The following is a 19,920-nucleotide window of genomic DNA, read 5'->3' as shown; positions in this document are numbered from 1 at the left end:
CAAGGAGTCCGCCATGCGCCCGACCATTCACCGTAGCACCCGGTTCATCCGGCTGGCATGGCTGTGCGCCGGCCTCGTGGCGTGCGCGCCGCTGCAGGCGCCAGGCGACGCCGCGCCTGCATCGAGCGCCATCTGGCGCGACCTGGATGCAGCGCTGCAAGCAGACGCCGAACCCGACGCCGCCCAGCGGTTTGTCAACCTTGGCAACGCGTATCTGCGCAGTGGCGATTACGACGCTGCCCGCACGGCACTGGAACAAGCCTGCCTGCTCGACCCGCTGGTGGCAGATTCGTGGCAGTTGCTGGGCGAGGCGCTGGCCGCGCTGGGGCAGGGTGCACGCGCGCAGCAGATGCTGCGCCAGGCGGCGTCGCTGCGCCAGCACGACTTGCGCGCGGACTTTGCTGCAACCGGCAGCCAGACCGGCATCGCCGCGCTGGACCAGGCGCTGGACGCGCCACGGCCCGGCTGGGCGCAGGCACAGATCCACGTCGGCGTGGACGGCATGATGGAACTGCGCCGCATACCGGCAAGCTTGCCTGTCGTGCAGCCTGCGGTGCAGTCACCGTCCGGACGGCCGACCGTGGCGCGCCTCGAAATCCGCAACGGTAATGGCGTGACCGGCATGGCACGCGCGCTGGCGCGCCAGATCGACGCACCTGGCCTGCGGGTCACGCGCCTGTCGAACCAGCCCGGGTTTGCAGTGCGCCACACACGCATCGAATACGACGCAGCGCACGTTGATGCAGCCCGGCGTCTGGCGCAGCGCGTGGGCAGCGTTCACCTGCAGGAAGTCGAACGCAGCACGCCGGCCAATCTGCGCCTGGTGCTGGGCCGCGACCTGGCGCATTACGGCACTGCGCTGCGCCTGGATACCGGTGCAACGGCGTTACTGTCGCTGCGCTGAACCGGTCACGTCCCTGCGATACACCCGCACATAATCGACCAGCATCCGGCGCGGGAAAGCGGTCGTGCTGTCCGGGTAACCGGGCCAGTAGCCGCCGACGGCCAGGTTCAGCAGCACGAAGAACGGGTGCTCGAACACCCAGTCGCCTTTTACGAGAGCCGGCGTGGCGGTGTGGTAGTGCACGCCATCGCGGTACCAGCGGATGGCCTGCGGTTCCCATTCGATGGCGAACACGTGGAAGTCGTCGCCATAGTCGGCGCCGTCCAGCGCGATCGGTTTGCTGAACGCGTGCTCGCCCGAGTAGCCCGGCCCGTGCAGCGTGCCATAGGCATTGCGCGGTTCCTTGCCAATGATTTCCATGATGTCGATCTCGCCGCTCTGCGGCCAGCCGACCTTGCCGATGTCGGCGCCCAGCATCCAGAACGCCGGCCAGATGCCCTGGCCCTTCGGCACCTTGATGCGCGCTTCGAAGCGCCCGTACCGGGTCTCTTTCAGGCCGGCTGTCTTGAGCCGCGCCGACGTGTAATCCTTGCCCTGGTAGCGCTCCTTGCGCGCCTCGATGACGAGGTGGCCGTCCTCTACACGCACGTTCTCGGGCCGCGCTGTGTAGAACTGCATCTCGTTGTTGCCCCAGCCATGCCCGCCCGTTTCCAGCGTCCAGATCGTGCGATCGAGCGCTGCGCCATTGAATTCGTCGCTCCATTCGAGCGTCCAGCCGGACAGGCGCGCCTGCTCTTGCCTGACGTGCTGCATGATGTTGATGAACGTATCGGTCCAGACCACGTCACGGTGCGCGGCGAGGTAGCGCACCAGTTCGTCATGCGCCTGTGTGGACACGCTCAGATGGTCGCCGCCGATGCCGTGGAAGGTGAAGGCGACCATGGTGCCGCGTGCGACAGCTTGCTCCACCAATGCGATCAGTTCTGCACCACTGGCGCCCACCGGGCCGACCGAGGCAACCTGGTACGGGTCGACCGCTGCCATCGATGCCGGCACGCCTGGGCCATTGCCCGCCTTGATCGCGACGAATGCCGGGCGCAGTGCCGGCAGGTAGTCGCCGTCCAGCGCCTGCACGTCGCCGCAGGGCGCGGTGTAGGTGCGCTCGCGCCGGCTGTCGATCGCTTCGAGCATCGTGTTGGCCAGCAGGACCTGGTCGACCATCTGCGCGCGGCCGGTCGTGGCGAGGTCACGATGCGCAGCGACCCAGCCGCGATCCTGGCCCTTGCTGGAGCACTGGTGGAACAGGCTGTGGTTGCCCAGTTCATGACCGCGGGCAGCCGCTGCGCGCCACGCAGGCAAACGTGCTGCCACCGGCGGGCTCGATAGCTGCAGATAGAAGGTGCCCTTGATGCCATGGCGGTCCAGCGCCGGCAGCGCGTTGTCGAGTTGCGAGTCGAGCGCGTCGTCGTAGGCGAGGCTGACCGCGGCGCGCGCGCCACCGGGCCAGGCAAATGCGGGCGCCGGCACTGGCGCGGCAGCATGCGCGCTGGCAGCACAGGCGACACAGACAGTGGCAAGCAGGGTGCTGCGGTAGACGCGCCGTGCGCAGAAGGCCAGAAAATGGTGCATGCATGCTCCAGTTTGGAAACGTTACCAAAACGTCAAGCCGACTATAGCGTGCCAGGCACATCCCGTCAATGCAGACGGTGCGCCCGCCATCCATCGCTGGTGCGGCCTGGTTGCCGTGCCTTGCGCACCAAAGTGTTGCAAAACTACGTCACCCCTGTTGACGCGGTAACGGAATATTCCGTTGACAATTTATTTTCATAACTCTAAGATTCAGCTCACTGCATGGAAACGTTTCCATGCGACGGACAAATTCCCTTCGATCCCCGATTGGCGCAACCCGCCAAGGAGCCGAGGACACATGACACAGTGCAGCGCGCACCCGGCGATTCACGCAGCGAGGCCATCGGCACCAGCCGATCGGTCTCGCTGCACCACATGGTGGCGTGTCGCCGGGCAAGGAGGCGCCCGGGTTTGAAAGGCAGTACCCGGGGCAGCGGCGACGCATCCGGATGGCGGAGACACCGTGTCTGAGCACGGTCATATTTATAAAAACAGGAGAAGACATGTACTACCCAAAGGCTAAACAGACCTTGATCAGTCTGGCAGTTGCCAGCGCATGCGCGGCGTTCATGCCGGCGTTTGCCCAGGAAGCGGCCAGCATGCCGCCAGCCGAAACCGCCACCAGCGCCCCTGACCAGGCGGTCGACGCGGCGAGCAATCCCACCGCATCGATCACCGGCCCCGCGCAAAACGGCACGCAGACCGTCGTCGTGACCGGCCTGCGCGCCAGTCTCGAATCGTCGATGAACCTCAAGCGCAATGCGCAGGGCTTCGTGGACGGCATCGTCGCCGAAGACATCGGCAAATTCCCCGACACGAACCTGGCCGAATCGCTGCAGCGCATCTCGGGCGTGTCGATCGACCGCGAAATCGGCGAAGGCTCGAAGATCACCGTGCGCGGCGTGGGCCCCGACTTCAACCTGGTGCTGCTCAATGGCCGCCAGATGCCGGTGTCGAACCTGGGCGACCGCAATGGCCGCGCATTCGACTTCGCCAACATCGCCTCCGAAGCGATCTCGCAGCTGCAGGTGTACAAATCGAGCCGTGCCGAGACCCCGACCGGCGGCGTGGGCGCGACCATCAACGTGATCACCGCGCGTCCGCTGTCGCGCCCCGGCATGCAGGCCAGCATCGGCATCAAGGGCGTGCACGACACGTCGGCCACCAACCTGCCGGATGGTCTCCAGCACGGCAACAAGGTCACGCCGGAAGTCTCGGGCATCTACTCGAACACCTCGGCCGATGGCCGTTTCGGCATCGGCCTGTCGGCCAGCTATCAGGAGCGTAATCTGGGCTACAACCGCGCGTCGGTGGCCAATGGCTGGAAGGGCCCGTTCCGCGGCGACCAGGCAACCTACGGTGCGATCCCGCTGCCAGGCCAGCCAGGCTCGGAGCTGATCACGAACCGCCCAGGTCCGACCGACCTGTACCAGACCCCGCAGAACCTGAACTACAACCTGAGCGGCGTGCAGCGCGAGCGCACCAATGGCCAGGTCGTGTTCCAGTTCGCACCGAACAAGTCGATCACCAGCACCCTCGATTACACCTATTCGGAAAACAAGATCCACACCCGCCGCAATGACATGTCGGCGTGGTTCAACTTCGGCCCGTCGTCGAGCAGCTGGACCGACGGCCCGATCGCCGGTCCGCTGACCTACACCGAATTCATCCCGGCCGGTAACGCCGACATCGCGATGGGCGTGTCGGACTTTGCGACCAAGAGCGAAAACAAATCGCTGGGCTTCAACACGGTCTGGCGCGTCACGCCCGAGCTGCGTTTCGAGCTCGATGCGCACAGCTCGTCGGCCGAATCGACCCCGGACAGCCCGTTCGGTTCGAGCAACGTGATCGGCACCGCGAGCTTCAGCCGTGGCAACACCACCGCCGACTTCTCGCAGGACTTCCCGGTGCTGAGCATCCAGGGCGCCGACTACGCACGTGCGCCGCAGCAGGTGACCGGCTCGGTGTTCGAGAACGGCTACATGAAGACCGAAGTCGACCAGATCCAGACGCACGGCAGCTGGAAAGTGCTGGAAGCCTCCGAGGTCAAGTTCGGCCTGGGCGCGACCAAGGTCGATTACCGCTCGGCGTTCTCGGTGCAGCAGCGCGACACCTGGGGCGGCGCGACGCAGGCATCCGACTATCCGGCCAGCCTGTTTACCGTCGACAGCCTGGGCAAGTACTTCGACCAGGTCAACGGCAGCAACAATCCGGCCCTGTTCGACCGCTTCCACACCTTCAACTTCAGCCAGATCCGCGACATCGTGGCGCAGGCGTCCGGCCTACCGCAGCTGTATGTGCCGAAGACCACCTACGACACCGACCGCCGCACCGAAGAAAAATCGAAGAGCCTGTACCTGCAGTTCAACACCGAATGGAACACGCGCTACCCGATCAATACCTCGCTCGGCGTGCGTTACGAGAAGACGGACGTCAGCTCCACCGCGCTGGTGCCGACCCCGGTCGCGATCAGCTGGGTCTCGCAGAACGAGCTGCCAGTGGTGTTCGGCCAGTCCGGCTTCACCACCCTGAAAGGCGACTACAGCCACGTGCTGCCAAGCTTTGATGCCGACATCGCCCTGCGCGACGACATCAAGGGCCGCTTCAGCTACGGTCACACCATCGGCCGCCCACGCTACGACCAGATCGCCGGTGGCCAGGTGCTCGACACGCTGGCGCGCGTCGAAGGCGGTACCGGTTCGCAGGGCAATCCGGCACTGGAGCCGGTCAAGTCGAAGAACTTCGACCTGGCGCTCGAGTGGTACTACGGTCGTCAAAGCTTCATCTCGGTCAACCACTTCCGCAAGCAGCTCGAGAACTACGCCGGCCAGTCGCAGATCATCGCCCAGCCGTTCGGCGTGCGTACGCCAGTGGGCGGCGCCTACTGGAATGCGGCGCTGGGCAGCTGCACGACGGCAGACACCACCTGCATCCGCAACTACATCTTCCGTAACTTCAACGGCCAGCCGGGTGTGGTCGCAGGGCCGAACAACGCGTCGGGCGATGCCACCGGCACCATCACGGCCATCGGCACCGATCCGGTCGCGAACTTCCGCATCACGTCGTACTCGAACCAGAAGAAAGCGAACATCCGCGGCCTGGAATTCAACCTCCAGCACATGTTCGGCAACAGCGGCTTCGGCGTACAGGCCAACTACACCTACGTCAATTCGGGTCTGAAATACGACAACGGCAGCGTGGGCGAGCAGTTCGCACTGGTCGGCCTGGGCGACTCGGCCAACCTGGTGGGTATCTTCGAGAACGACAAGTGGAACGTGCGCGCGGCCTACAACTGGCGCGACGAGTTCCTGTCGTCGACGTTCGACGGCTCGGGCCCGAACCCGAACTACGTCGAAGCGTACGGCCAGCTCGATCTGAGCGTCGGCTACAACGTCAACAAGAACCTGTCGGTGTCGTTCGAGGGCATCAACCTGACCGACGAGATCCAGCGCACGCACGGCCGCACCAAGCAGCAGGTGCTGTTCGTGACGCAATCAGGTCCACGTTACATGCTGGCGGCGCGCTACAAATTCTGATAGCGCACCGTCTGGCCGGCGCCGGTATTCGGGAGTAGACTTCCCGCACACCGGCCCTGCAACCGCAGCGGCGGGTCGGCTTCAGCCGGCCCGCCGCTGTCGTTTCACCGCGTGATTCCAACAAAGACAACGAGACAGCCATGCCCAATATCGCCCTGCTGAACAACATCGAACACAAGGACCTGCGCATCATCGCCGGCCACCGCCCCGGCCTGGGCAGCGAGGTCGCCTGGGTGCCGACCTTTGCCGACGAATTCCGCTCGCTGCAGGGGATCTATCCGATCATCTTCCGCCAGCTCGAAGACGGCGCGAACTTCGAAGCGATCGCGCTGCTGGGCTTTACCGAAGACGAAAACCTGTTCCTGCACGACGGCCGCTGGGATGCGCCGATGGTGCCCTGGATGCACGAGCGCCAGCCGTTCTACATCGGCCGCAATGGCGAGGAGCTGATGATCCAGGTCGACCTCGATCACCCGCGCGTGAGCACGACCGACGGCGAGCCGGTGTTCAAGCCGCATGGCGGCAACACCGAGTATCTGGAAAAGGTCAGCACCATGCTGTCGAACATCCACAACGGCGTGCAGGCCAATATCGGTTTTCTCGAAGCGCTCAAGCGCCATGATTTGCTGGATGCGTTCGTGCTCGACATGGAATTCGACAACGGCGCACAACACCGCCTGGGCGGCTTCTTCACGATCCACGAAGAACGCCTGGGCGCGCTCGGGGCAGGCGCCATCGCCGAACTGCACGCCGCCGGCTACCTGGCCCCGATCTACTTTGCGCTGGCGTCGCTGTCGAACTTCCGCAACCTGATCGACCGCAAGAATCAGCGCGATGCTGCCGGCCGCTAACGCCATCCGCGAGATCGCCGGTGTAACGCCGGCCGATCTCGATGCAACGGTTCTGGCCTCGACCGAGCCGCTGCTGCTGCGCGGCCTGGTGGCCCACTGGCCGGTGGTGGCGGCAGGCCGCCAGTCGCCGCAGGCCGCGCTCGACTACCTGCGCCGCTGGTGCGGCGATGCCACGGTCAATGCGATGCTCGGCCCGCCCGACATCAAGGGCCGCTTCTTCTACAACGCCGCGCTCGACGGCTTCAATTTCCAGTCGCTGCGCGTGCGCCTCGACGCCGTGCTCGATGAACTGGCAAAGCACCTGGCCACGCCGGCGCCGCCTGCCATCTACGTCGGCTCGACCACGATCGACGGCGCGCTGCCGGGCTTCCGGCACGAGAACGATGTCGACCTTGGCCCGCGCGACCCGCTGGCATCTATCTGGATCGGCAACCGCACCCGCATCGCCGCCCACTACGACCTGCCGGACAACCTGGCCTGCATCGCGGCCGGCCGGCGCCGCTTCACGTTGTTCCCGCCAGGGCAGCAGCACAACCTGTACATCGGCCCGATCGACCTGACGCCGGCCGGCCAGCCCATCAGCCTGGTCGATTTCGCACAGCCCGATCCCGAACGTTTTCCACGCTTTGCCGACGCGCTCGCGCAGGCGCAGAGCGCCGAACTGGGGCCGGGCGACGCGCTGTTCATCCCCAGCATGTGGTGGCACCATGTCGAGGCGCTGGACGATGTCAATGTGCTGGTCAATTACTGGTGGCGCCAGTCGCCGGACTGGATGGACACGCCCAACAACGCGCTGATGCACGCCCTGATGACGGTGCGCGACCTGCCGCCGGCGCAGCGCGCGGCCTGGGCCGAGCTGTTCCGGCACTACGTGTTCGAAGCCGACGGCGAGACAGCAGCGCATATCCCGCCAGGCGCACGCGGCCTGCTCAACCCGATGACCGACAACGCCTCGCGCATGATGCGCGCCCAACTGCTCAAGCGCCTGAACCGCTAGCATCCACCAAAAGCCGGGGTCAGGTCTGACATTCGGACACGATCTCTACAGTGAGCTAGTCGAAAGCGGGGGTCAGGTCTGACATTTGGACACGACCTGGACAATCGCTCTTCTGGACTAGCTGCACTTGGCCATACGGATACTGGTCAAGACGCCATCGGCCATTAGAAGTGACTAAGGCTGAGGTCGTGTCCAAATGTCAGACCTGACCCCGGCTGTGCCCACCAGGAAGTGACTAAGGCTGAGGTCGTGTCCGAATGTCAGACCTGACCCCGGCTGTGCCCAAAAAAATGCCCGCATCACGTGCGGGCATTGTTGATCATGACGGCGACGTTTATTCCGTCACCACCTTCTGCTTGTGCAGATCGGCGTACTTGACGCCGTAGTACAGGATGAACAGGTAGCACGCTGCCGGTACCAGGAACGAGATCTGCAGGCCGATGGAGTCGGCCAGGATGCCCTGGATGAACGGGACGATCGCGCCACCGACGATGGCCATGCACAGGATGCCCGAACCCTGGCCCGTGAACTTGCCCAGGCCGTGCAGCGCCATGCTGAAGATGGTCGGGAACATGATCGAGTTGCACAGGCCGACGGCGATGATTGCCCACATCGCCAGGCTGCCATCGGTGAAGATCGCGGTGAGCACCAGCGCCATCGAACCGAGTGCGGTCACGGCCAGCGACTTGCCCGGGCTGACGTAGCGCATCACCGCAAAGCCGATGAAGCGGCCCACCAGCGCGCCGCCCCAGTACAGGCTGACGTAGCGGGCCGCGTCGGCATGCGACAGCCCGGCAATGTGCGGCTCGCCGATGAAGTTGATCAGGAAGCTGCCGATACTGACTTCAGCACCCACGTACAGGAAGATGCCCAGCGCGCCGAGCACCAGGTGGCGGTACGCCATCGCGCCGCCCTTGCCGTCGACGGCAGCGGTGGTGGTGTCCTGGAACTCAATCTTCGGCAGGCGCGCCAGTGCGAACAGCACGGCCAGCAGCGCGAGCGCTGCGGCCAGGCCCAGGTACGGGCCCTGCACGGCAGCCGCTTCGGCGGCGCGGTGCGCCATACGCTCGGCTTCCGGCAGCAGCGCCAGCTGGTCGGCCGACAGCGCCACCGTCGACAGGATCAAAAAGCCCCCCAGCGTCGGCGCCACCGTGGTGCCGAGCGAATTGAAGGCTTGCGTGAGCGTCAGGCGGCTGGCGGCGGTACGCGCAGGGCCAAGCACGGTGACGTACGGGTTGGCGGCGACCTGCAGGATCGTGATCCCGCTGGCCAGCACGAACAGCGCGAACAGGAACAGGCCGTAGCCGCCGTTCGACGCCGGATAGAACAGCGCGCAGCCGGTGGCCGCGACCAGCAGGCCGGCGACGGCGCCGTTCTGGTAACCGAGGCGACGAATCAGCGCGCCGGCCGGCAGCGAGACGACGACATAGGCGCCGAAGAAGCACAGCTGCACCAGCATCGCCTGCATGTAGGTGAGGGTGTAGATCGATTTCAGGTGCGGGATCAGGACGTCGTTGAGTGACGTGATCAGGCCCCACATGAAGAACAGGATGGTGACGATGAACAGCGCCCCGGTATGCGTATTGCGTTCGCCGTCCGTCGCTGCACTGGCCACGGTCGGGGTCTGGATGGGATTCTGCATGGTCTCTCCGTTATTGGTGCAGACTAAAAATTTGATCCGACAGCATAGCCGAAACGCCGCGCAAGGCGGGATATTGTTCAGTAATCAAGTAGGTCGGTATGCGCGCCAGATAATCGCCCAGGCGGCCCTTGTCTTCGAAGCGCGCGCGAAACGCCGATTGCTCGAACAGCACGCCCAGGCGCGGCACGATGCCGCCGCCGACATACATGCCGCCGGTCGCCCCGAGCGTGAGCGCGACATTGCCGGCCACGCTGCCCAGGATCGCGCAGAACACCCGTACCGAGCCCTGACACTCGAGGCACGAACCGTCGAGGGCCGCCGTGGTGATGTCGGCCGCCTTCAGGCGCCGGCTGGTGCGCGCCCAGTGGATCAGCTCCAGTCCCATGCCCGACAGCAGGCGCTCGGCCGAGACGTGGCCGTACTCGCTCCACAGCGCCTCCAGGATCGCCACCTCGTCGCGGTTGACGGGGGCGAAACTCACGTGCCCCCCTTCACCCGACAGCGCAATCCAGCGCCCGCCGGCCGGGACCACGCCCGAGACACCCAGGCCCGTGCCCGGGCCGACCAGGCCGATGGTCCGGTTGGGTAGTTCGATGCCGCCGCCGATGCGCTGGCGCCCGGCCGGCGGCAGGTGTGGCAGCGCCATCGCCAGCGCTGCGAAGTCGTTGACCATCAACAGCGTGGTCAAGCCCAGTTCCTGCCGCAGCGCCTCGATCGAGAAAGCCCAGTGGTGGTTGGTCATCCGGATCTCGTCGCCCTCGACCGGATTGGCAATCGCCAGCGCCGCATGGCGCACGCTGTCGACCGCCATCCCGCGCGCACGGGCGCCGTCGAGGTAGGCGCGGATCGCGTCGCCCAGCGTCGGGTAGCTGGCGCCGGTCAGCACCTCCACATCATCGAAGCCGCCAGCCGGATCGGACTGCAGCGCGAAGCGCGCATTGGTGCCGCCGATGTCGGCCAGCAGCCGCAGGCCGTGGGTCACCTCTGCCGTCATTTCAGGTCCTCGCAGCGCACGGCATCGGCCTCTTTCGCAGCGCCACCGGCGATCTCGATGTTCGCAAAGGCCGCGGTGAACGGGCCATCGCTGGTCACGCTGAACGGCGTATCGACCTTGGCCAGGTCCAGCCCCTTGGCCTGGAAGCAGGCCAGCGGGATCGAAACCGTGTGCTTGCCGCCGTCGGCCAGGCGCTTGAACAGGCTCGTGGCATCGAGCGCCGTGTCGTTCGCGCCCTCGCGCATCGCGAGCATCACCTTACCGGTGGGCGCCTTGGCGACCATGGTGTCAAAGCGCAGCGCGCCATCCTTCGCTGCCGCTGCCGGCACCACCATGGCGCGCGCGCCGCGTGCTTCCAGCGTGGCCGGGCCGGTCCAGGCGCCCATCTTGGCATCCTGCTGGGTGTTGACCTGGGCAGTCGTCACGACGATGCCCGGCAGCGTGAAGCTCGCATTCAGGTCGGCGCCCAGCACCGTGGTTTGCCCGCCGCTGCGGATCGCCAGCGGGAAGCTGGTGCGGTCGGCCTGGCTGAACACGGGGAACGTATTGCCGGCGCTGCAGCCGCCTTGCGGGATCGTTTCATCGAGCTTGCCGAGCTTCGAGCGCGTGCCCGCCTTCAGGCCGTAGCCGTAGGCGAACAGCGGTGCGTACTCCTTGTCGCCGACGTTGAGCTTGACCTGGCAGGCCGACTTCGGCCACGAGAACGGCAGCGTGCCGCGGAAGTCGTAACGCTTGCCGCCTGCGATGAGCAAGTCCGACACGCCCTTGCCCTCGGAACCCGGCAGCCAGGCCGAGATGAAGGTGTCCGACAGATTGAGCAGGTCGTTGCCGTACACCGGCCGGCCCGTGACCATCACGGTGATGACGGGTTTGCCCTTGCCAGCCACCGCTTGCAGCACGGCCAGGTCTTCCGGATAGCGGCTGCTGTGGCGCAGCGTCCCGGATGGGTGGATGTCGCCATCGCCTTCCGCATACGGGCGCTCGCCAATCACGGCAATGACGGCGTCGAACTGCGTCACGTCGACGTCTTTCGCATCGACGCTGAAGCGCACGTTCTCGCTGCCTGCAGCTTCGCGAATACCCGTCAGGATGGTGTCGGCGTTCTTGAAATCGGCATTCGTGGTGGCGGTGCCCTGCCACGTGATCGACCAGCCGCCGCTCTGGTTCGACAGCTCGTCGGCGCTCTTGCCCACGACGAGGATTTTCTGACCGCGCTTCAGGGGCAGGGCCGGGCCTTCGTTCTTGAGCAGCACGAGCGACTCGCGCACGGCCTGGCGCGCCAGCGCGCGTGCCTGCATCGCATCGTCCTTGCCCGCATACGCATTCTGGGCCGGGCTCTTGTCGAACAGGCCGGCGCGCAGCTTGACGCGGATGATGCGGGTCACGGCATCGTCGATGCGCGCCATCGGGATCTCGCCCGACTCGACCTGCTTGATCGTGTTGGCGATGAAGGCCTTCCAGTCGTCCGGCACCATGAACATGTCGTTGCCGGCGTTGACCGCCTGGGCGCAGCTGTCGTTGCGGCAGCCTTTCACTTCGCCGATGCCGTTCCAGTCGGTGACGACAAAGCCATCGAAGCCCATCTTGTTCTTGAGGATGTCGGTGAGCGCCACTTTGCTGCCATGCAGCTTGCCATGCTCGACGCCGGCCGCCGTGTCGGTCCAGCTGTTAAACGACGACATCACGGTCTGTGCGCCCGCCGTCAGTGCCGGGACGTAGCCGGCGCCATGGATGTTGATCAGGTCAACGGCGCTGGCCTCGGTCACGCCGCGGTCCTTGCCGTTCTTCGTGCCACCGTCGCCGATGAAGTGCTTGGCCGTCGCAATGGTGTTGGCGTCATCCTTGAACGCGCCCTGCATGCCTTTGACGTATTCGCCCGCGTAGCTGCGCACGACTTCCGGATGCTCGGCATAGCTTTCATAGGTGCGGCCCCAGCGATCGTCGCGCACGACGGCCAGCGTCGGACCGAACACCCAGGCGATGCCGGTCGCGCGCACGGCTTTCGCGGTGGCCGCGCCGATCTCGCGCATCAGCTTTGGGTTACGCGCCGCGCCCAGTCCGATATTGTGCGGGAACAGCGTGGCGCCCGGCACGTTGTTGTGGCCATGGACCGCGTCGGTGCCCCACACGACCGGCACCTTGATCGCCATGTCGGTCTTCATCGACGCGTCGTGGTACGCCTGCGCCAGTGCCAGCCATTCCTTCGCGCTCGCTGCCTTGTTCCCGTTCGGCCAGCTGCCGCCGCCATTGAGCACCGAGCCAAGGTAGTACTTGGTCACGTCGGCCGGCGTGGCCGTCTTGATCTCGGGCTGCGTCATCTGGCCGATCTTCTGTGCCAGCGTCATCTTGCTGACGATCTCCTGGACGCGCTTCTCGAGCGCGGCATCCTTCTTGATCGCGCTGGTCACGCGCGGCCAGTCGGCCAGGTTGGTGTCGACTGGAGCGGCATGCGCGAAGGCAGGCAAGGCGAGGGCGATCGCAAGGGCGAGGAGGGAAGGGCGAAGCGTGGCTGTCATGGTTTGTCTCGTTCGTTGTCGTTGTATGGATTCATGCATTGGGATTCATGCATAGGGATTCATGCCTGGCGCAGGAAGGCGCCGTACCATTTGCCGCTGCTCTTGAGGCGGCGTTGCTGCGTAGCGTAATCGATGTGCACGAGGCCGAAGCGCTTCAGATAGCCTTCGGCCCACTCGAAGTTGTCGAGCAGGCTCCAGGCGAAGTAGCCCTTGACTGGCGCGCCGCCGTCGATCGCAGCCTTGAGCGAGGCCAGGTGGCGCATCAGGTAATGGCGGCGCTGCACATCGTCGATCTCGCCGTCGGCGCCCACCACGTCGTCAAAGGCTGAACCGTTTTCGGTCACGTACATCGGGCCCGGGTGGTAGTCGTTCTCGATGCGCAGCAGGAGTTCGGCCAGGCCCTCGGGCACCACGGGCCAGCCCATCGCGGTGATCTCGCCTTCGGTGGGCGGCAGCACCTTGGTGTCCAGCGGCGCGTGGCCGGCGGCATGCGCGACGGTTTCGGGGAAGTAGTAATTCACGCCCATGAAATCGGTCTTGACCGCGATGGCCTCCATGTCGCCCGGCGCGACGTCGGGCGCTGCAGCGCCGACCTGCGCGAGCGTGGCTTCAGGATAGCCACGGCCGAACAGCGGATCGAGGAACCAGCGGTAGCGCAGGCCGTCGTGGCGCTCCTTGGCCGCGCTGTCCTCGGCGCTGTCGCTCGCCGCGCGCAGCGGGTGCAGGCTGACGGCCATGCCGACCTGCGCATCCGGCACATTCGCGCGGATCAGCGGCACTGCCTTGCCGTGCGAGACGAGCACATTGTGCGCGACCTGCAGCGCGGCCTTCAGGTCGGTTTTGCCGGGCGCATGCCAGCCTTCGAAGTTGCCGATGATCGCCGTGCACCATGGCTCGTTGTGGGTGATCCAGTGCTTGACGCGATCGCCCAGCGTGCGCGTCATGGCGTCGGTGTAGTCAAGGAAGGCATCGATTGTCGCCCGGTCTTCCCAGCCACCCGCATCCTGCAGCGTTTGCGGCAAGTCCCAGTGGTACAGCGTGGCCCATGGCTGCAGGCCCCGTTCGAGCATGCCGTCGACCAGACGCGAATAGAAATCCAGGCCCTTCTGGTTCGGCGCGCCGCCGCCTTCGCTGAATATGCGCGGCCAGGCGATCGAGAAGCGGTAGGCATTCAGGCCCATGCTGCGCGCGATATCGAAGTCTTCTGGCCAGCGGTGGTAATGGTCGCACGCGACCAGGCCGTTGGAGCCGTCGCGGATGGTGCCGGGCGTGGCGGCAAAGCGGTCCCAGATCGATTCCACGCGGCCGTCGTCGCGGCCGGCGCCTTCGATCTGGTAGGACGATGTGGCGCAGCCCCACAAAAAATCGCGGGCAAAATCGCTGCGCTGCGGCGCTTGTGGCTCGGGGCGGTTGGCAGTGGTCATGGGTTTCGCTCTATCTGGTCAATAAGGTCTGAATGAAAATGTTCGGGAAAACATCCAAGTCATTTGGAAAGCTTTCCAGTTCGTGTCCAAAAAAATGGCCGCGCGCGGCCGGTGCTGGCTGCGCCAGCGATGTCATGTTTTCTTGCCTTCGTGTTTGGCTTTGGCTTTGGGTTTGGCCTTGCTGCCTGCGGCCCTGGCCAGCGATGCACGCATCGTCACGCTGACGGGGAACGTGCGCGCCACCGGGCGCCCCAGCTCATAGCAGCGATTGAGCAGGGCGTTGATGCCGGCCAGCGTCATCTCGCGCCACGGCATGTGCACCGACGTCAGGCGCGGCGCCGCGAATTCGGCACTGGGCGTGTCGTCGTAGCCGATCACCGACAGGTCGCGTGGCACGCTGATGCCGGCTTCCTGGAAGTAAGACAGCGCGCCGACCGCCATCTCGTCGTTGGCGCAGAACAGCGCCGTGCACGGCGTCTTCGATTCGACCAGCGCCTTGGCCGCCAGCCAGCCGCCCTGCGGCGAGAAGTCGCTTTCGGCGATCCAGACCTTGTCGGTATCGAGGCCTTCGGCCAGCAGTTCGTGCATGAAGCCATCGACACGCGCCACGTTGTCGACCAGTGCATTCGGGCCGGCGATGACGGCGATGTCGCGGTGGCCATGGTCGAGCAGCGCGCGCGCCGCAAGGCGCCCGCCCAGCGCATGGTCGACCGTGAAGCACTGGCCGGGCAGGTCGGTGAAATCGTGGTTCAGCGAGACGATCGTGCGGCGCTTGGCGCCCAGCGCGGCGATGTCGTCATCGGTCAGCGCACTGCTCATCATGATCAGGCCATCGCAGCCGCGCTCGATGAGAAATTCGATGCCCTCGATGGCCTGGTTGCGCGCGTCGCCCAGGCCCACGCCAAACGCCACCACCATGTGCAGGCCGGCCGCGCGCAGTTCGGTATCGATGATCTGCAGGATCGGCGTGTAGAAGGTGCCCGACAACACCGGGATGTAGACGCCGACCATCCGGCTGGTGCCCGACAGCAGGGCGCGCGCCGCGTGCGACGGGCGAAAACCCAGCTCGTCGATCGCCTTGCGCACGCGCTCGAGCGTGGCGGGCGAGACCGAGCCTTTGCCGCTGACCACGCGCGAGGCGGTGCCGAGACCGACGCCGGCCAGCCGCGCTACGTCCTTGATTGTCGCCACGTGCGATTCCTGTTCGATGAGTGGATCAAAATAACCGCCAAGCATACTGTATTCATCTGACTATGGCATCCCTGATTGCAGCCGATTGCCGGTCGCCCCGTCGAACAACGACACCCGCTGCGCATCGATCGCAAAGCGCACCGATTGACCGGCTGCCAGCGGCCGCGCATCGTGCACGATGGCAGACAAAGCCTGGCCGGCGCAATCGAGCCACACCACCTGGTGATTGCCCATCGGTTCGACCAGCGTGACGCTGGCCTGCAGCGGGCCATCTTCGTCGATGCGGAGATGTTCGGGACGCGCGGCCAGCGTCACGGCGCCCGCCGCGACGGGGCGCGCCAGCTGCAGCGTGACCGCACCAGCGCTGAAACGCCCGGTCCCATCGATGCTGCCGTCAATGAAATTCATCGACGGCGAACCGAGAAAGCCGGCCACGAAGCGGTTTGCCGGCGTCTCGTACACCTCCGCCGGGGTACCGATCTGCTGGATGCGGCCACCCTGCATCACGACGATGCGCGTGGCCAGCGTCATCGCCTCGGCCTGGTCGTGCGTCACGTAGATCATCGTCGAGCCAAGGCGCTGGTGCAGCAGCTTGAGTTCGCGCCGCAGTTCGGCGCGCAGCTTGGCGTCCAGGTTCGACAGCGGCTCGTCGAACAGATACACGCCTGCTTCGCGCACGAGCGCGCGCCCGATCGCGACGCGCTGGCGCTGGCCACCGGAGAGCTGCGCCGGCTTGCGATCCAGCAGGGCGCCCAGCTGCAGCATCTCGGCCGTGTGGCGCACGCGGCGCGTCACTTCCGCCTTCGGCGTGCCCGCGATGCGCAGGCCGAACGACATGTTCTTCTCGACCGTCATTGTCGGATACAGCGCGTACGACTGAAACACCATGCCGATCCCGCGCTCGCTCGGATCGGCGTGGCTCATGTCGCGCCCGCCGATTTCGATGGCGCCACCCGAGACGTCGATCAGGCCCGCGATGCTGTGCAAGAGCGTGGACTTGCCGCAGCCCGATGGGCCGAGCAGCACCAGGAATTCGCCCGGTGCGATTTCCAGATCGAGGTCGCGGATGATCTCGTTATTGCCGCGGGTGATGCACAGTTTGCGCAGATGGACATTCGACATGAGGGTCAGCCTTTCACGGCGCCGGCGGCGATACCGCGCACGAACCAGCGTCCGGAGATGAAGTAGATCACCAGCGGCACGGCGGCCGTCAGGATGGTGGCGGCCATGTTCACGTTGTACATGCGGGTGCCGGTGGTGGTGTTGATCACGTTATTGAGCTGCACCGTCATCGGCAGGTTCTCGCGGCCAGCGAACACCAGGCCCAGGATGTAATCGTTCCAGACACCCGTGACCTGCATGATTGCAGCGACCACGATGATCGGCAGCGACATCGGCAGCATCACCTGCAAAAAGATGCGCCAGAAGCCGCCGCCATCGATGCGCGCGGCCTGGAACAACTCGTGCGGCACCGACGCATAGTAATTGCGGAACAGCAGCGTCATCAGCGGCATGCCGAAGATGACGTGCACGACGACGATCGCCGGCAGCGAGCCGAAGACGCCGGCATGCGCCATCATCCACACCAGCGGATAAATCATCACCTGTACCGGAATGAAGGCGCCGGCCAGCAGCACGCCAAACAGCAGGTTGGCGCCACGCGGGCGCCAGAACGACAGCGCATAGCCATTGATCGCGCCAAGCAGGATCGGGATCACGGTGCTGGGCACGGCGATCGCCACCGAATTCCAGAAGCCCTGGCTGACCGCGCCCCAGGCTGCGCGCCACGGGTCCAGCGTGGCCACGCCGGGCAGGGCGAACACATTGCCCATCCTGATCTCGGCCATTGGCTTGAACGACGTGATGACCATGACGTACAGCGGCAGCAAAAAGAACAGCGCGGCGCTGAGCAGAAAAGCGTAGATGCCGATGCGGGCAGGCGAAAGGCGCGCTGTCATGCGTGGCCTCCGCTCAGGCGCGCGCGGCGGCTGCGCGCATACGCATACGGTGCGAGCAGGGCCAGCACCGGCACCAGCAGCGTCACCGCGCCGGCCGATGCCAGGCCGATGTTCGAGCGCAGGAACAGGTGGTCCATGATGAACTTGGCCGGCACTTCGCTGGCGATGCCGGGCCCGCCCTGCGTCATCGCGACGACGGCGTCGAACAGCTTGACGACGGCGGTCGAGAGCAGCAGGAATACGGTTGCCACGGTGGGGCCCAGCATCGGCAGCACGATCTGCAGATACACGCGCCAGGCCGGAATGCCATCGAGCCGCGCGGCCTTGTAAATCTCGGGATCGATGCCGCGCAGGCCCGCCAGCATCAGCGCCATCACTAGGCCCGAGGCCTGCCACACGGTGGCGATGACGACGGTGTAGATCACCAGGTCCTGGTGCACGATCCAGTCGAACGAAAATCCGGGGAAGCCCAGCTGGCGCACGGCGCCTTCGATGCCGCTGCCGGGCGCCAGCAGCCATTGCCACACGAGGCCCGTGGCAATGAACGACATCGCATACGGATACAGGAACACGGTGCGCAGCAGGCCTTCACCCTTGACGTTCTGGTCGATGAACACGGCCAGCAAAAAACCGATGACCATGCAGGCGACGATGAATACCGCGCCGTAGATGGCCAGGTTATGGAGCGACAGTAGCCAGCGCTCGTTGTCGAACAGGCGCACGTACTGCGCCACGCCGATGAATTTCTCGGACGGGAAGGTGCGCGACGCGGTGAACGACGTGCGCAGAGTCCACAGCGCGCCGCCGACGTAGGCCAGCAGCACCGTCAGCGCCATCGGCAGCAGGGCGATATGGGGACTGAGGTGTCGGGAGAGTCGGGATGCGTGCATGGCGTCAGTACTTCAAGGCGCGGGCAATACTGCGCTGGACCTTCTCGACGCGCGTGTCCATATTCCAGTACGCGGTCAGGATGTCCTGCATCGCGCCGTTCTGGTCGGGCGTCAGATAGACCTCGGTCACGCCGACCTGGCGCGTGCGGTCCTTGATGATGGCCACGCCCTTTTGCGCGCACAGGTCGAGCTCATTGGACTGGGCATCCAGGCGCACGGGGATCGAGCCTTTCAGCTTGCTGAAGGCGATCTGCAATGCGGGCTGCGAGACGACTTGCGCCAGCAGTTGCTGGGCCTTGATGGCGTCCGGCTTGTCGGTGCGCGGGAAAACAAAGACGTCGCCCTGCATCAGGTACGGCGTGTCGGGCTTGAGGCCGGCGATGCAACCATAGTGCTGGCCGGGTAGCTGGCCGGCGTTGGTGAATTCGCCCTTGGCCCAGTCGCCCATCACCTGAAAGCCCGCACGGCCACTGATGACCAGCGCGGTGGCGTCATTCCAGTTGCGGCCCGGCGCGCCGGGATCGACGTACGACTTCATGCGCTTGAAGGCCAGCAGCACGTCGCGAAAGGCAGGCGAGAGGATCGTGGCCTGGTCGCGGTCGCGGATCACTTTCAGGTACAGATCGCGCCCGCCGATATTGGCGAGTAAAGCCGAGAACAGCACGGTCTCCTGCCACGACTGGCCACCGTGGGCCAGCGGGATGAGACCCGCGGCCTTCAGTTTGTCGAGCGCAGCGAAAAGTTCGGGCATGCTCGCCGGTTCGCGCGTGATGCCGGCTTTCTTGAAGGCGGCTTTGGAGTACCAGATCCACGTCTGCATGTGGATATTGAGCGGCACCGCGTAGTAGTGGCCATCGTGCTTGATGACGTCGATCAGCGGCTCGGGCAGGATGCGGTCCCAGTCCTGGGCCTTCGCGACGGCGTCGACGTTGTTGAGCATATTCTGCTCGATGACATCGGTGAACTGCCTGGACGTGTTGAACTGCGCAGCGGTCGGCGGATTGCCGCCGATGATGCGATTGATGGTGACGGCGCGCGACTGGTCGCCGCCCGCGATGGCGCTGTCGACCCACACGCCGCCGGCATTGCGAAACGCCTGGGCGACCTGCTTGACGGCGTTCGATTCGCCGCCGGAGGTCCACCAGTGGATGACTTCTGCTTTCGGTGCAGCCGCACTGGCTGGCGCGCTACCGAGCACGATACTCAGCGCACCTGCAGCGGCGCACAACCATGCGCAGGCTGCTGCCAGGTTGCGGGATTTGACCATCTTGTCTCCGTTCAGTGCCATGTTTTTTTGGCACGTTGGAAACGTTACCATTGGCTTTGCCCGACTATAGCATCGGGTCAATTGACGGTCAAACTAAACTTGCGGATTGGGGCAGCGATCGAAGCGGAAAAAACGCACATGGTTTTCTTCCTCGTGTAGAGTAATAGTTAATATTTCAAGC

General features: G+C 65.3%; 14 protein-coding genes. 4 read left to right on the top strand and 10 right to left on the bottom strand.

Features of this window, described 5'->3' with window-relative positions; translation table 11 throughout:
• Positions 1-13: 13 nt before the first annotated feature.
• The gene (locus AC56LH_RS20580; RefSeq protein WP_499649225.1) at positions 14-904 is read left to right on the top strand and encodes a tetratricopeptide repeat protein; all 891 of its coding nucleotides are present in this window, start codon (positions 14-16) and stop codon (positions 902-904) included.
• Here the strand turns inward: AC56LH_RS20580 and AC56LH_RS20575 are convergent.
• Entirely contained in the window at positions 887-2,473 is a 1,587-nt protein-coding gene (locus AC56LH_RS20575; RefSeq protein ID WP_499649223.1) for a family 16 glycosylhydrolase, read from the bottom strand. The genes AC56LH_RS20580 and AC56LH_RS20575 overlap by 18 nt on opposite strands.
• A 503-nt stretch (positions 2,474-2,976) precedes the next feature.
• Here AC56LH_RS20575 and AC56LH_RS20570 point away from each other — a divergent pair.
• The 3 genes from AC56LH_RS20570 to AC56LH_RS20560 all read left to right on the top strand — a co-directional run bounded on the left by AC56LH_RS20570 (position 2,977) and on the right by AC56LH_RS20560 (position 7,857).
• Positions 2,977-6,009: a TonB-dependent receptor gene (locus AC56LH_RS20570; protein ID WP_499649221.1), complete on the top strand. Its 3,033-nt coding sequence runs from the start codon at positions 2,977-2,979 to the stop codon at positions 6,007-6,009.
• 140 nt (positions 6,010-6,149) lie between these two features.
• Positions 6,150-6,860 carry a SapC family protein gene (locus AC56LH_RS20565; RefSeq protein WP_499649219.1) on the top strand — a complete coding sequence of 237 codons (711 nt, stop codon included), beginning with the start codon at positions 6,150-6,152 and terminating at the stop codon, positions 6,858-6,860.
• A complete protein-coding gene (locus AC56LH_RS20560) occupies positions 6,844-7,857 on the top strand; it encodes a cupin-like domain-containing protein (protein WP_499649217.1) in 1,014 nt (337 codons plus the stop codon). The genes AC56LH_RS20565 and AC56LH_RS20560 overlap by 17 nt, the downstream gene beginning before the upstream one ends.
• 334 nt (positions 7,858-8,191) lie before the next feature.
• On the opposite strand, the gene AC56LH_RS20555 is transcribed toward AC56LH_RS20560, so the two are convergent.
• The 9 genes from AC56LH_RS20555 to AC56LH_RS20515 all read right to left on the bottom strand — a co-directional run bounded on the left by AC56LH_RS20555 (position 8,192) and on the right by AC56LH_RS20515 (position 19,739).
• Positions 8,192-9,499 carry a sugar MFS transporter gene (locus AC56LH_RS20555; protein WP_499649215.1) on the bottom strand — a complete coding sequence of 436 codons (1,308 nt, stop codon included), beginning with the start codon at positions 9,497-9,499 and terminating at the stop codon, positions 8,192-8,194.
• Between the two features lie 10 nt (positions 9,500-9,509).
• Positions 9,510-10,493: a glucokinase gene (locus tag AC56LH_RS20550; protein WP_499649213.1), complete on the bottom strand. Its 984-nt coding sequence runs from the start codon at positions 10,491-10,493 to the stop codon at positions 9,510-9,512.
• A complete protein-coding gene (locus tag AC56LH_RS20545; RefSeq protein WP_499649211.1) occupies positions 10,490-13,009 on the bottom strand; it encodes a glycoside hydrolase family 3 protein in 2,520 nt (839 codons plus the stop codon). The genes AC56LH_RS20550 and AC56LH_RS20545 overlap by 4 nt, the downstream gene beginning before the upstream one ends.
• A gap of 59 nt (positions 13,010-13,068) precedes the next feature.
• A complete protein-coding gene (locus tag AC56LH_RS20540; RefSeq protein WP_499649209.1) occupies positions 13,069-14,433 on the bottom strand; it encodes a GH1 family beta-glucosidase in 1,365 nt (454 codons plus the stop codon).
• A 132-nt stretch (positions 14,434-14,565) separates the two neighbouring features.
• Positions 14,566-15,624 carry a LacI family DNA-binding transcriptional regulator gene (locus AC56LH_RS20535; RefSeq protein WP_499649207.1) on the bottom strand — a complete coding sequence of 353 codons (1,059 nt, stop codon included), beginning with the start codon at positions 15,622-15,624 and terminating at the stop codon, positions 14,566-14,568.
• 60 nt (positions 15,625-15,684) lie between these two features.
• A complete protein-coding gene (locus AC56LH_RS20530; RefSeq protein WP_499649205.1) occupies positions 15,685-16,746 on the bottom strand; it encodes an ABC transporter ATP-binding protein in 1,062 nt (353 codons plus the stop codon).
• 5 nt (positions 16,747-16,751) lie between these two features.
• A complete protein-coding gene (locus AC56LH_RS20525; protein WP_183554619.1) occupies positions 16,752-17,582 on the bottom strand; it encodes a carbohydrate ABC transporter permease in 831 nt (276 codons plus the stop codon).
• Positions 17,579-18,472, bottom strand: a complete 894-nt coding sequence (locus AC56LH_RS20520; protein ID WP_499649203.1) for a carbohydrate ABC transporter permease — start codon at positions 18,470-18,472, stop codon at positions 17,579-17,581. The genes AC56LH_RS20525 and AC56LH_RS20520 overlap by 4 nt, the downstream gene beginning before the upstream one ends.
• Before the next feature lie 4 nt (positions 18,473-18,476).
• A complete protein-coding gene (locus AC56LH_RS20515; RefSeq protein ID WP_499649201.1) occupies positions 18,477-19,739 on the bottom strand; it encodes an ABC transporter substrate-binding protein in 1,263 nt (420 codons plus the stop codon).
• Between the last annotated feature and the right edge of the window lie 181 nt (positions 19,740-19,920).

The organism is Telluria sp. LT1R51-2, assembly GCF_059685775.1.
Note: the sequence above shows the minus strand (reverse complement) of the source record. Positions and strands in the feature narration are given on the sequence as shown.